Annotated in this window: 10 protein-coding genes; 1 reads left to right on the top strand and 9 read right to left on the bottom strand. The window is 44.3% G+C overall.

The window, feature by feature from the left end:
* Window positions 1-194: 194 nt before the first annotated feature.
* From ptsP to NE671_RS00080, 5 genes are all read right to left on the bottom strand, one after another.
* On the bottom strand, window positions 195-1,811 hold the full coding sequence (gene ptsP, locus NE671_RS00100; RefSeq protein ID WP_015524657.1) for a phosphoenolpyruvate--protein phosphotransferase: 1,617 nt from the start codon (window positions 1,809-1,811) through the stop codon (window positions 195-197).
* 269 nt (window positions 1,812-2,080) lie between these two features.
* Window positions 2,081-3,343, bottom strand: a complete 1,263-nt coding sequence (locus tag NE671_RS00095) for an ABC transporter permease (RefSeq protein ID WP_021650388.1) — start codon at window positions 3,341-3,343, stop codon at window positions 2,081-2,083.
* Window positions 3,344-3,364: 21 nt separating this feature from the next.
* On the bottom strand, window positions 3,365-5,446 hold the full coding sequence (locus NE671_RS00090; RefSeq protein ID WP_110102462.1) for a hypothetical protein: 2,082 nt from the start codon (window positions 5,444-5,446) through the stop codon (window positions 3,365-3,367).
* Window positions 5,447-5,450: 4 nt separating this feature from the next.
* Complete coding sequence (locus NE671_RS00085) at window positions 5,451-6,122, bottom strand: ABC transporter ATP-binding protein (RefSeq protein ID WP_015524653.1); 672 nt, start codon at window positions 6,120-6,122, stop codon at window positions 5,451-5,453.
* Window positions 6,119-7,561: an efflux RND transporter periplasmic adaptor subunit gene (locus NE671_RS00080; RefSeq protein WP_173740464.1), complete on the bottom strand. Its 1,443-nt coding sequence runs from the start codon at window positions 7,559-7,561 to the stop codon at window positions 6,119-6,121. Before NE671_RS00080 ends, NE671_RS00085 begins: the two co-directional genes overlap by 4 nt.
* Window positions 7,562-7,779: 218 nt before the next feature.
* Here NE671_RS00080 and NE671_RS00075 point away from each other — a divergent pair, with 218 nt between their 5' ends.
* Complete coding sequence (locus NE671_RS00075) at window positions 7,780-8,913, top strand: hypothetical protein (protein WP_173759013.1); 1,134 nt, start codon at window positions 7,780-7,782, stop codon at window positions 8,911-8,913.
* 84 nt (window positions 8,914-8,997) lie between these two features.
* On the opposite strand, the gene NE671_RS00070 is transcribed toward NE671_RS00075, so the two are convergent.
* The 4 genes from NE671_RS00070 to NE671_RS00055 form a co-directional block, all read right to left on the bottom strand.
* Window positions 8,998-9,753 (bottom strand): sulfite exporter TauE/SafE family protein, encoded by a 756-nt coding sequence (locus NE671_RS00070; protein WP_021650384.1) that lies wholly within the window; start codon window positions 9,751-9,753, stop codon window positions 8,998-9,000.
* 6 nt (window positions 9,754-9,759) lie between these two features.
* Window positions 9,760-11,559, bottom strand: coding sequence for an aspartate--tRNA ligase (gene aspS / locus NE671_RS00065; RefSeq protein WP_173740462.1), 1,800 nt, complete (start codon window positions 11,557-11,559; stop codon window positions 9,760-9,762).
* A gap of 77 nt (window positions 11,560-11,636) precedes the next feature.
* Complete coding sequence (gene hisS / locus NE671_RS00060; protein ID WP_114002783.1) at window positions 11,637-12,890, bottom strand: histidine--tRNA ligase; 1,254 nt, start codon at window positions 12,888-12,890, stop codon at window positions 11,637-11,639.
* Window positions 12,823-13,458 carry an HD-GYP domain-containing protein gene (locus NE671_RS00055; RefSeq protein WP_021650382.1) on the bottom strand — a complete coding sequence of 212 codons (636 nt, stop codon included), beginning with the start codon at window positions 13,456-13,458 and terminating at the stop codon, window positions 12,823-12,825. Before NE671_RS00055 ends, hisS begins: the two co-directional genes overlap by 68 nt.
* Window positions 13,459-13,464 lie beyond the last annotated feature (6 nt).

Below are 13,464 nucleotides of genomic sequence, written 5' to 3'. Positions count from 1 at the left end.
GCCATGATGTTAGTGTATCATATTTTTTTCTATATCACAATTGGAAATTTTCTGTGACCTTCGCTCACAAAAAATACCTCGCGGAATATTACCAGTGAACAGTAACTAAAAAAACAGCTGCCATACAAATATTTATGCACAGCAGCTGTCACACTATTTATCAAAAATATCCTTATCTATTTATGATCTGTGTTTTATTTCATTTCTCTTACGATCTTTCGAACCGGAAGAACAAATGTCGGAGATACGGACAACTCATCCAGTCCCATCTCTACAAATCTCTCAGTAAGTGTAGTGTCCGCACCAAGCTCACCACAGATTCCGGCCCAGATACCTTCTTTGTGTGCATTATCCACAACCATCTGGATCATACGGAGAACTGCCTCATGATGGGAATCATAAATATTGTCAAGCTTTGCATTCTGACGGTCAATAGCCAGTGTATACTGGGTCAGATCATTGGTTCCGATACTGAAGAAATCAACCTCTTTTGCAAGAAGATCACTGATCATAACAGCTGCCGGAGTCTCGATCATGATACCCTGCTCCACGTCATCACGGAACGGGATCCCCTGTTCCTTAAGCTCTGCTTTTACTTCTGCTACAATGGCCTTGATCTGCTTCACCTCTGTTACAGAGATGATCATCGGATACATGATGGAAATATTTCCGAACATGCTTGCGCGGAAAAGTGCTCTCAGCTGTGTCTTAAATACTTCCGGACGGTCCAGACAGATACGGATCGCACGATATCCCATTGCAGGGTTTTCCTCATGCGCCATATTGAAATAATCGATCTGCTTGTCCGCTCCGATATCCAGAGTACGAATGATAACTTTTTTGCCGGCCATATTCTGAGCTACGGTCTTGTAAACCTGGAACTGCTCTTCCTCTGTAGGATAGTCTTCTTTTTCCAGGTATACGAACTCACTTCGGAAAAGTCCGATGCCTTCCGCATCATTGGCAAGTACATTCGCAACATCACCTGTACTTCCGATGTTGGCATAAAGGTGGAGCTTACGACCGCTCTTGGTAACAGTTTCTTTACCTTTCAGTTCTTTGAGCATTGCACGCTGTGCAAGTTCATCGGCACGCATATCCTCATATTTTTTAAGGGTCTCTGCATCCGGCTCAACGATCAGATTTCCGCTCTTTCCGTCTACGACTGCCATCTTACCGTCCATGGACTCATCGTATTCAATATTGATCAGCGCCGGAATATTCATGGTTCTCGCAAGAATCGCAGTATGTGAGTTAGAAGAACCTTTTCTTGTGACAAAAGCAAGAACCTTGCTCTTATCCATCTGTACAGTCTCACTTGGTGCAAGATCCTCTGCAACTACGATCACCGGCTCGGATGCTTCAAGCTCTCCATCTCCATGGCCGGAAAGCACACGTACCAGACGGTCTGAGATATCCTTTACATCAGCTGCTCTTGCTTTCATATAATCGTCGTCCATCTGTGCGAACATTGATGAGAAGTTATCACCAGTTGTTGCAACCGCATATTCTGCATTTACAGACTCTGTACGGATAATGTTGTGGATGGAATCCAGATAGTCATCATCATCCAGCATCATCTGATGAACCTCAAAGATTGCCGCTCCGGACTCTCCAACTTCCTGAAGAGCCTTGTCATAAAGCTTCTGAAGCTGTGCCACAGCCTGCTCTCTGGCTGCCTCCACACGCTTTACCTCTTCTTCCGGATCCTCCACGTGAACACGTTTAACACTGGCGTCAACTTTCTGGAGGATTGAGATCTTACCGATCGCAATACCGGAAAATACAGATTTACCTTCCAAAACCTTCATGAAATTATCTCCTTCTGTTTTTATATTTGCCCACTTATGATGTATTATATCACACTATCCAAAGATTCTGCCACGATTTTTTTATGATCTCTAAAAAACCTGTAAAAACTCTATTTATACTTTCTTTTTTTGTCATATATACAGCAAAAGTGACAAAATAAAGACCGCAGAGCTTCATAAAACCTGAACAATACTTTCAGATATAAAAATAAGCATCTGCCGCCGGAATCCTTCCGGCAATTGCAGATGCTATATGTATGTATATCTTTTTATTCACTGCGAAGGGCATCGATCGGATTAAGATTAGCTGCCTTTACAGATGGGAGAAGTCCGAAGATCAGACCGATCAGCATGGAAAATACCACAGAACCGATAATTGCCGGAACGCTGATGGCTGTTGGTGCTCCTGACACCTGAGACACCATTTTTGACAGGATAATCCCAAGGACCACACCAATGATTCCTCCGATACTGGTCAGCACCGAAGCTTCCGTCAGAAACTGTCCCAGGATCACTTTTTTTCTTGCTCCGATAGCTTTTTTCAGTCCGATCTCGCTGGTACGTTCTGTGACAGATACAAGCATGATATTCATAACACCGATACCACCAACAAGCAGGGAGATACTTGCGATCCAGATCAGCTGCTGATTGGTACTTTCGCTGAGCTTCTGGAGATTCTTAACCTTCTCCATAATGTCTTCCGCTTTATATTTAAAGTTCGATTTGTTTTTTTCATTCTGGATTCCTGTATTCAGAATATCCTCTGCTGCTTTTCCTACAGAACTCATATTATCTGTGCTGTCTGCACGGACTGTCACATTTTGCGGCTGATCAAATTTAAATGCAACAGGCCAGGTAGTATCCGGGATCATCACGCTTCCCATGATCGTCTGCGAATATTCCTCGTATTCAGAAATCGTATTGATCTTCGGCATGCTGTCCTCACTCTGAGTGATCACACCTACAATGATATACGGTTCTGATCCCACCTCAATGGTTTTCCCTACAGGGCTCTCACTTCCGAAAATATTCTGTGCAGCATTGGAATCCACAAGAGCAACCTTTCGGTAGCTGTCATAATCTTTTTGTACAAATCCCCGCCCGGACTGGACCAGGTATCCCATCGTTTTCAGATAATTGCTGTCGATCCCATACACGGTTCCGCCCTGAAAGCTTGTGTTTTTATAATAAACACTGGCAGACTGGCTACTGTAATAAAATGTAGAACTGATCACATGATCCAAGTCTCCGATCGCCGTTTTCTGGGAATCAGAAATAACCGGCGGTGTGGCCGAGCTTCCGTAAGAACCATAATCCATATCGTATGTACTGTCTCCGTCATAGAGCATAACCTGTACGGTATTGTTTCCGGACCCGATCAGATCTTCCTTGATCTGCTCACTGGTACCTTTGATCGTAGATACAATTGCAATAATAGATGCAATACCAATAATAATACCCAGCATGGTCAGAAAGGATCTCATCTTATGTGACCATATTCCCTGAAAAGCCAGGCGTATATTTTCAAACATGAAATTTCTCCTTCCTGTTATTTATTCATTGTACATATCATCCAAAGTCACTTCTTTTGTCTTGGCTCCCTCCTTCACGGCATCACCATATGGGAAAGCAAGAAGATCATCGGATTTCAGACCTGAAGTTACAACTGCATAATATCCGCTGTTCACAATGCTTCCCACTGTGATCTGCTGCTTTTTCAGTGTTCCCTTCACGTCTTTGTATACATAGCTGGTTCCATTTTCCGTACGGATAAATGCCTTCATCACAACCATACTGCCTTCGGCAAGTTTATTTGACTTCAGAGATACCGTCACATAATCCTGGTCGGTAAACTGCAATGAACGATCTGTGATCTCTGCATTAAAGGTGTAATACGATACATTGGGATTAGAATCTCCACCATAATAAGCATTTGAAGAATCCACCGGGTAATCGGATACATTCAGTACCTTCGCCTCAAAGCTGCCGGAATTATAACTGGTACACTGAAGAAGTGTTCCCTCCTTCATCTGATCCAGCATCAGTTCGCTGACCGTTCCGGTAACATAAAAACCATCCTTACTTTTTACTTTCAGAAAAGCATCTCCATTATAAGAACCTGTGACTTCATCTCCGATGTAAGCAACCGTTCCATCCAGTTTGCTTGTTATCAGCTTGTTTTTTATTTTGTTCTCCAGCTTAGTGATTTTCAGATTATTTTCCTCAATATCCAGTTTCAAACTTGCGATCTTGTTTTTCTGGATCTTGATCGCATCCTCTCTTGACATGGTTGTGCCATCAGTACCGTCATCTCCATCACCGCTGTCATCCGGTATCTCATCATCATTTTTGTCATATTTGGAAGCCTCGTCCAGTGTAAATTCTGTTTCCGCATACATATATACCGGATTTTCAAGAAGACTTCCATCGATCAGATAATATCCTGTACAGGAAAGTGTTCTGTCCTGAAAATCAGCAATGGTATCATTCTCATGAAACTCCAGCTGGAACCAGCTGCCGCCTTTCTGGACCACTTTGGTTCCATCCTCACTGTATCCCGCCATTCTGTTAAAGAAGGATCCCATCACCGTAACTTTGCCTTTGGCACTGCTTACAAGAAAAACATAGGGATCTTCTTCCGTACCGGTTCCTGTAAACGGCTGAGAAGTATAATCCAGCTTCTGATAAAATTCCGGTTCACCATCTGTGATCCCCGGAATTTCCGGTTCTGTTATATTGGGATCAGGAAGCTCATTGGGTCCCAGTGTGGGAGTCGGTGTCGGAGATACCGTTGGGGTGTCATCTTCTCCGGAACCCCAGTCCGTAGTCTCTCCGTCTGTAATATCATTGGCAGTAGGATCCTGGTAGGTCGGATCCATGATCAGATCCTCATCGGATGCAGTTGTATCCTCTTCCATATCCGCTGTGTCATCTCCGGTCATCTGCTCTGTTTCACTGTCCGTCGTTTCTCCGGACGGCATTTCTTCGGTAACTTCCTCTGCAGAATCTTCAAGATCTCCTTCTGTATCTGTAAAGGCACTGAGAAGTAATGGCCTGGAGGAAGCCGCTGCAAGATAGCTACCATCTGTAGTAGCCGCGGAACCGGTAGTTGACTGCATATCCTCGTCTCCGTCACTTCCGGAAGGTGTATCGGTATTTGTCATTTCTCCGTCACCTCCTGTATCACCACCTGTAAGATTCAGGTCCGTATCATCAGTACTGTCTGTACTGTCTTCGATGGGACCTCCATTCTGAAGACTTGTCAGACGGTTCTGTGCTTTGGTCAGATCCTGCTCCTGCTTCTGCTGTTTCAGCTTTGCAATATTCAGTTCCATCTCTACAAGTGTCATATCAAAGGAGATCAGATTATCGCCTTTTTTTACATCATCACCCTGGGATACATATATTTTCTCGATGATCATATCTTTATCCATATTTACATTCTGAGAAACATTCGTGGTGATGGTTCCATCCAGTGTTGTCTCCGAATACCAGTCCGTCTGAAGATTGCTGACGCTGGTTACCGGCACCTCTGTTACCTTGGATTCTTTCACATGCATAAGCCCTGTGTAGATTCCTCCGGCTGCCAATGCCGCAACCAGTACACCAACGATCACTCTCTTCACCACTTTCATTCTATCACCTCTTTTCCTGCAGCTCACCGTCACGGATCATAACAACCCGTTTGGCATGTGCCGCGATCTCCGGGTCATGTGTGATCATCAGCACAGAAACTCCCTCATCGTTCAGCTTCTGAAACAGTTCCATAACCTGTGCTCCCGATTTCGTATCCAGTGCCCCGGTAGGCTCATCTGCCAGCAAAAGCTTGGGATTGTTTACGATTGCTCTTGCAATAGCCACTCTCTGCATCTGTCCTCCGGAAAGCTGGTTGGGCTTAAAATCCACCCTGTCGGCAAGGCCTACACGCTCCAGAGCTTTCCGTGCACGTTCCCGGCGCTCCTTTTTGGGAACCCTTGCATAATTCAGCGGCAGTTCCACATTTGTCAGCGCACTCTGCCTTGGAAGGAGATGAAAGCTCTGAAATACAAATCCGATCGTTTTCAGACGGATATCTGACATCTCATTCTCTGTACATTTGGCAATATCTTCTCCATTCAGGAGAAAAGTTCCCTTGGTAGGTTTATCCAGGCATCCGATAATATTCATCAGTGTAGTCTTTCCGGAACCGGAAGGTCCCATGATCGCCACATATTCTCCCTCCTCCATGGAAAAATCTACATCTTTCAATACAGGTACCGTCATTTTCCCCTGTTGATAATCCTTATATATTCCTTTTAAATCCAAAATCATTCTGTCGGCGCTCCTTCCATCGGAACAAGGTCATCTCCCGAAGAAATATCGTCTGTCGCATCCATCATGTCACTGTCGATCGCTCCATCTTCGATCATTTCAGGCTCTGAGCCATCACTTTCCGTGTACGCAGAATCATCAAAACCTTCATCATCCTCTGAATCATCCCACATAGCCGCTGTAGTCTGATCTGCAGTACCTTCTGTGACAGACATATCTTCTTTCAGCTCGTCTGTAGGAAATGCGATCTTATCTTTTTCAGAAAGTCCGTCTGCGATCTCATATTCCCCAAGATCTTCATCATACTGTCCTAATATGACATCTCTCTTCTCCAGCTTGTTCTGACCGTTTGCGATCCAGACATATGGGCTGTCTGTATCCGCATCCACGATAAAATAATCGTTCAGCCAGATACCGGACTTCTTCTCATCCTGTCCTTCGTCCGGTTCAATATACACATGCTGCCCCAGCATCAGACCCTCAGATGAATCCAGATTCACATAAAACGGATAGGTACTGGATGATGTCTGATCATCACTGGCACTGGACATTCCGAACATTGCCATATCCGAACTGCTGTTGCTGGTAGAATTATCCAGGTCAACAGAGCCCATGGTGCCCTTCCAGGTTTTTGAAGAATCCACCCTGGAACGAATGATCACAGGAGTTCCCTCTATAATCGAATCACGGTTTATTTCATTTACCGTTCCCTTTACACGATAAGCACCTGTACTCAGGATCGTGATAAATGCATTGCCGGAGCTGTTTCCGGAACTGGAATCTGTGGAATCCGTCGTGCCTTCTGTCAGCGTATCCTCCACGCCCTCAGAATCATCACCGCCCATCTTGGAGGTATCGATCTTCTGGATCACTCCATCGATCTCACTGCGCACCTCGGTATTCTGCGTTGCCTGGGAAAGCTTATCGATCTCTGCCTGTTTGCTTTTCTGATCATATTCATTCTTCTTGAGATTCATTTTCTGTGTTTCGATCTCTATTGTATAGGAAAGCTGATTATCTGCTGTAGCTTTCTTTTTCTCAGCTTCCAGTGTAGTGATCTGATCAGATATACTTAACTGTTCGTTTTTCAGGCGGTCCAAGGCCAGCTGTGCTTCCTGAAGACTTTGCTGGATGCTTCCAAGATCATACTGAAAAAGAAGCTGCCCTTTCTTGACTTCCTGACCGGTCTTTACCTGAACTTCTTTTACCTTTCGGCCGCTTTCGATCTTTACCTGAACCGTTTCCTGCGGTTCCACAACACCTGCATATCGGTTTTCCACTCCGGAATCCATTTCCGAAAGCTTGCTTATCTTTGTTACATATACAATATCGCTGCCTCCTGCGGCCCCTGCATGATGTGTATAATAATACCATCCACCGGCTCCGATACCGGCTGCAAGTACAAGGACTCCAAGTGCGATCAAAATACGTTTTTTCATATCTGTCCCCTTTTCTCAGCATCGTACTGAAACTATCTGTTGCTTCAAACATCATAGCAGATTCACTCTAAAAAGAAAAGTCCCTGAAGAAAACGATGCAGATTTCACAGATTTTTCATAAAAAAGTCTCCTTTTTCTCCATTTTTGCGATATTTTGACTTTCGGTACTTTATCTGCTAAAATGTTGTAATATAACTTTTTTGAAAGGAAAGAACAATATGAAGACAGTGAAACATCTGCTGGCTTTCTTGATGATCATTCTTCTCTCAGTTTTTTTATGTAGCTGCTCCCAGTCGGCCAAAGCTCATGCGGAGAAGGCGATCAAAAAAGATCTGGATCTTCTTAAAAATCTGGACTCTGAAACAACCATGCAGTACATATCCTATCAGGAACTGTTTCCGGATTCTGATGACAGCACAAAGCTTTCTGCTGACATAAAAGAAGTATTTTCTCTCTTCTTTCAGAATTTCGATTACAAAATCCTAGGTATATCCGTTGATAGCGACGAAAAAAATGCTTCTGCGCAGCTTAAGCTTACTACTCTGGATGCTGAGGCTCTTGCCAGTGATTTTGTTTCTGCAAGCCTTCAGGAAGAAATACTGGAAACCGCCTCCGGTAAAGAAAATGATAACGGAAATTCCCTGGAGCAGCGTTATCTGCTCCTGTACAAGCTTCTCAAGAATAACACGTACAGTTCTGCAGAACGCACTACTTCCATCCAACTAAACAATGTTGGATCTTCTTCAGAACCTGACTGGGAGATTACGCACAGTTCCTCTCTCGAAAATGATCTGGTCGGTGGCCTTATCACCTATCTGTCCGATCCTGATCTTGTGCCGCCTGCCGAAACGCTTACCGTCTATCTGAAAACGCTTCAGGAAATGGATGTAAAGCAGATGGCTAATTATTTGGGGCTGGATTCCATTCTGAACACTTCAGATTCGGCAAAAAACGCCATTGCCTCTGCCCTTATGGAACAGTTTCACTCCTGTTTTAACTACAAAATATCAAGCACCTCTGTTTCCGGATATCTTGCTGAAGTGGACGCAGAGCTTACCACATTTGACAGTAATTCCATTCTTACACAGTACGAAAAAGAATTGAATACTTATCTGGCTTCTGCTGATGCAGTGATCGACGGTTCCCAGAAGCGTTACAACAAATCACATGAACTGCTTCTGGACAGTATCAGGAATAATCAGGCAACCATAACTGCCACTGCTACCTTCCATCTCACAAACGATGGTGCATCCTGGAAGCTTGAGAATGCAGGTACTGAACTGGGCAATGCCATCTTCGGAACTCTTACCGCTTCACCGGTTCCTGAAGATTCTACCGAAGATAACGAATAAAGAATAAAAGCTAGAAAACCCGTGAATATCTGCTTTCTCTGACAGGAAAGCGTGATCTTCACGGGTTTTTTATATTCTTCTTTTTTATATTCCGGATATGATCTTTATAAAAAGCAATGCAAGGACTATAAGAATAATAGGCCGTATGATCCGGCTTCCGTTTTTCATAACCATACCTGCACCGGTATAATGTCCTGCGATCGAGAACACTGACGCTGCAATTCCAAGCATGATCACAATCTTTCCGCTGAGCAGAAATACAACAAGAGCCGCTACATTAGAAGAGAGGTTGGTAACCTTCATGGTACCGGATGCTTTTGCCACACTCATTTTTCCCAATCCTGTAAACAAAAGCAGGAGAAAAGTTCCTGTTCCTGGTCCATAAAATCCATCGTAGCATCCTACAGCAAGAGAGCATACGGCACAGAGCAGGATCTGTTTTTTTCTGGCGATCTCGCCACCCTTCTCATCCATATTTTTCTTGCGCAGCACATAAAAAGCAACCACCGGAAGAACAGGGATCAGCATATAACGCAGGAGCTTATCACTAGCTATAAGAGCAAGGTGAGCTCCTATGGAAGATCCCAAGAGTGCCATTGGAATACATGGAAGCACCAGGATCCAGTCCACAAATTTATTTTTGCACAGACGGACAGTTGAGATCAATGTTCCTGTTGCTGATGACAGCTTGTTGGTGGCAACAGCATTATGTACAGGAACTCCGGCCAAAAGATAAGCAGGCAGGGAGATCAGTCCTCCCCCGCCTGCTACAGCATCTACAAATCCGGCAAGAAATACAAGTGGGCAAACGATCAGAAATGTATAGATTGTCGGCTGCATGATTTTTTATTCTTCCTCTTCTTTCTGCGGCTCAAGGTCAAGTCCCAGCTCATGAAGCTGTGCCTCACTTACCTGGCTAGGAGACTGAGTCATCAGACAGGAGGCATCCTTAACCTTCGGGAATGCAATAACATCACGGATCGTATCTGCCTTTGCCATAAGCATAACAAGTCTGTCAAGGCCATATGCAAGTCCTGCGTGTGGCGGAACTCCATATTTGAAGGCATCCAGAAGGAATCCGAACTGCTCATGTGCAGCTTCTTTTGTGAAGCCAAGTGCCTCAAACATTCTTTCCTGAATATCATCCTGATGGATACGCACGCTGCCGCCGCCGATCTCATTTCCGTTAAGAACGATGTCGTATGCTTTTGCACGAACCTTTCCCGGATCTGTGTCAAGAAGCGGAAGATCCTCCTCCATAAGCATGGTGAACGGATGGTGCATTGCTGTAAAACGGTTCTCCTCCTCACTCCACTCAAGAAGCGGGAACTCTGTTACCCATACGAAACGATACTCATTTTTATCTAAAAGATCCATCTGTTTTGCAAGCTCAAGACGGAGTGCTCCCAGTACATCGTATACCAATTTTGTCTTATCTGCTGCAAAAAGAAGAAGATCTCCTGGCTTGCCGTCCATAGCTTTTACAAGAGCATCCATCTCTTCATCTGTCATAAACTTGGCGAAAGAAGACTTTCTGGTTCCGTCCTCTGCAATGGCAATGTATGCAAGACCTTTTGCACCATAACCTTTTACGAACTCAACAAGCTTATCGATCTTCTTTCTCGGCATTGCGCTCTGACCTTCTGCATTGATACCACGAACACTTCCGCCGTTCTCAAGCGCACCTGTGAACACACCAAATCCGCAGTCTTTTACGATATCACTGACATCATGAAGTTCCATACCGAAACGCATATCCGGCTTGTCGGAACCAAAACGATCCATAGCTTCCTGCCAGGTAATTCTCTGGATTGGGAGTTTTACATCGATATCCAGAACTTCTTTGAACAGGAATGCAAGATATCTCTCGTTAACATCGATAACATCGTCTACATCAACAAAGGAAAGCTCCATATCGATCTGTGTGAACTCCGGCTGACGGTCAGCACGAAGATCTTCATCACGGAAGCATCTTGCGATCTGGATATAACGATCAAATCCGGAGCACATCAGAAGCTGTTTGTACAGCTGCGGAGACTGTGGAAGGCCATAGAAGCTTCCCGGATGAACACGTGATGGTACCAGATAGTCTCTGGCTCCCTCAGGAGTACTCTTTCCAAGCATCGGTGTCTCAATCTCAAGAAATCCCTCTTCTGTAAAGAACTGTCTTGTAAGCTGGGCAACCTTGCTCTTCATCATGATATTTCTCTGAAGATCCGGTCTTCTTAAATCAAGATAACGATATTTAAGTCGGATCTCATCTTTTGTCTTGCTATTCTCCTCGATCGGGAATGGAGGAACATCTGCCTCAGCAAGAACACGGAGGGATTTTACACGAAGCTCGATCTCGCCAGTTGCAAGATTCTCGTTTACTGCTCCTCCACGTTTCTCTACGGTACCGGTTACAGCAATAACAAACTCACTACGCAGTTTACCTGCTTTTGTAAAGCCTTCCTCGTCAATGCTGCCATTCTCAAAAATCAGCTGCATGATCCCGGAACGGTCACGAAGATCCACAAATACAAGACCTCCTTTATTTCTGGCTTTTGCCACCCATCCCATTAATGTTACTTCTTTTCCGACCATCTCTGTGGTCACTTCTGCACATCGGCAAGTTCTGTGCAGTCCCTGCATGCTTTCAGCCATCTTTTTATCCTCCTCTGACTATTTTTTTCATAGTCATTTTAATTTACTCTGCTATCTCCGTTTTCAGACGGGCAGTTTCAGTCTCTGTTGAAAAATTCTACATACTCTGTATAACCATCTGCTGCCAGCTGGTCTTTCTGGAATTTTTTGTTCTTTTTCATGATAGAGATATTGATCTGTGTACCTGCACTTCTTTCCTCAGTTGCCTGTTTCAGGATGTTCAGAAGCTTGTCTGCCGGCATGTTCTTCTCGATCAGATATGCTTTCTTGCCATTCTTGGTTGGAATCTCATAGCCTCTCTCAAGAAGCAGCATAACGATTCTCTCAAATCCAATGGAGAAACCACAAGCACAGGTATTATTTCCTGTAAATTTACCGATCATCTCATCGTAACGTCCGCCTCCACCGACGCTTCCGCCGAACTCATCCATGGAAATCTCAAAGATCGGACCTGTGTAATAGGACATTCCACGTACCAGTGTAGGGTCAAAGGACATTTTGAAGTCTGCTGTTTTTACAGATTCTACAGTGTTGATGATCGTTTCAAGATCCTCTGCAATACCTGCTTCCAGAACATCAGAAAGTTTTTCTTTAATATAACGGACACCCTCAACATCGTTGGTGATCTCACGGAAAAGTCCAAGATAAGTGTCAATGCTCTCTTTCGCAAAGCCCTCTTTCTCAAGCTCCTCTGCAACTCCCTCGATGCCGATCTTATCCATCTTGTCAAGAATAATAAAGACAGTATCAAAGCTCTCTGCCGGGAATCCGCTGTACTGAGCCATTGCCTTCAGGATCCTTCTGTCATTGATACGGATCGTAAAGTTATGGAAATCCAGTTTTCCAAGAAGTGTTGTAGTTGCAAGTACAAGCTCGATCTCAGCAAGATAGGTCGGCTCACCCAGGATATCGATATCACACTGCATAAACTGACGGAAACGACCTCTCTGCGGACGGTCAGCTCTCCATACATTTCCCATCTGAAGTGCCTTAAACGGAGCCGGAAGCTCGTTTGCATTATTGGAATAATATCTGGAAAGCGGTACGGTCAGGTCATAGCGAAGTCCGGAATCTGTCAGATCATTCTCTGTTTTTGCAGTATCCAGTTTCAGTTTCTCGCCTCTCTTCATAATCTTGAAGATCAGCTTTTCATTTTCACCGCCCTGCTTGCTGCAGAGATTCTCAATATGTTCTACACAGGGAGTTTCAATTGCGGAAAAACCAAAGGTTCCGTACGTCTCTCTGATCATATTCATCACATAGTTACGGATTGCCATTTCCTTCGGTAAAATGTCCTTCATTCCTGTAACCGGTTTCTTTTTTAATGCCATAGTTTCCTCCTTTATGAATCACCCTCTGAAATGCAAGAAACACCTGCATGTCAAAGTTTTTAATCTCATCGATCATCAGTCTTAAAACTTCATCATTTTCCAGAGCTTTCCGATATGGTCTGTCCATACTCAAAGCCGCATATACATCACATACTCTCAGGATCCTTGCACCCATAGGGATATCCTTTCCGCTTCTGTTGCTGGGATAACCGCTGCCGTCAAAATTCTCATGATGATAAAGAATACTTTCCAGAACATAATCGGAATATCCCTGGTCTTTCAGGATCTCATAACCTAATGTGGAGTGCATGCGAACATATTTCAGTTCTTCAATGACCATCGGATTCTGCTCTTGGCCATTAATGTATCCTTCCAGTTTCAGCTTGCCTATATCATGGAGCATTCCGGCAATAGCCAGCTGATAACATTCTTTCTCACCAAGACCAAGCTCCTTTGCCACATCATAGGCAAGGTTACTGACAACAACCCCATGTTTCAGCTCTGCGGAAAGATCCATTTCCAGGATCCGGTCCTGCGTAGTTTCACTTATCTTCTGTACGCTTTTCAAGGATCC

Origin of the sequence: Blautia sp. DFI.9.10, from assembly GCF_024461705.1 — a bacterium.
GTDB lineage: Bacteria > Bacillota > Clostridia > Lachnospirales > Lachnospiraceae > Blautia_A > Blautia_A fusiformis.
Note: the sequence above shows the minus strand (reverse complement) of the source record. Positions and strands in the feature narration are given on the sequence as shown.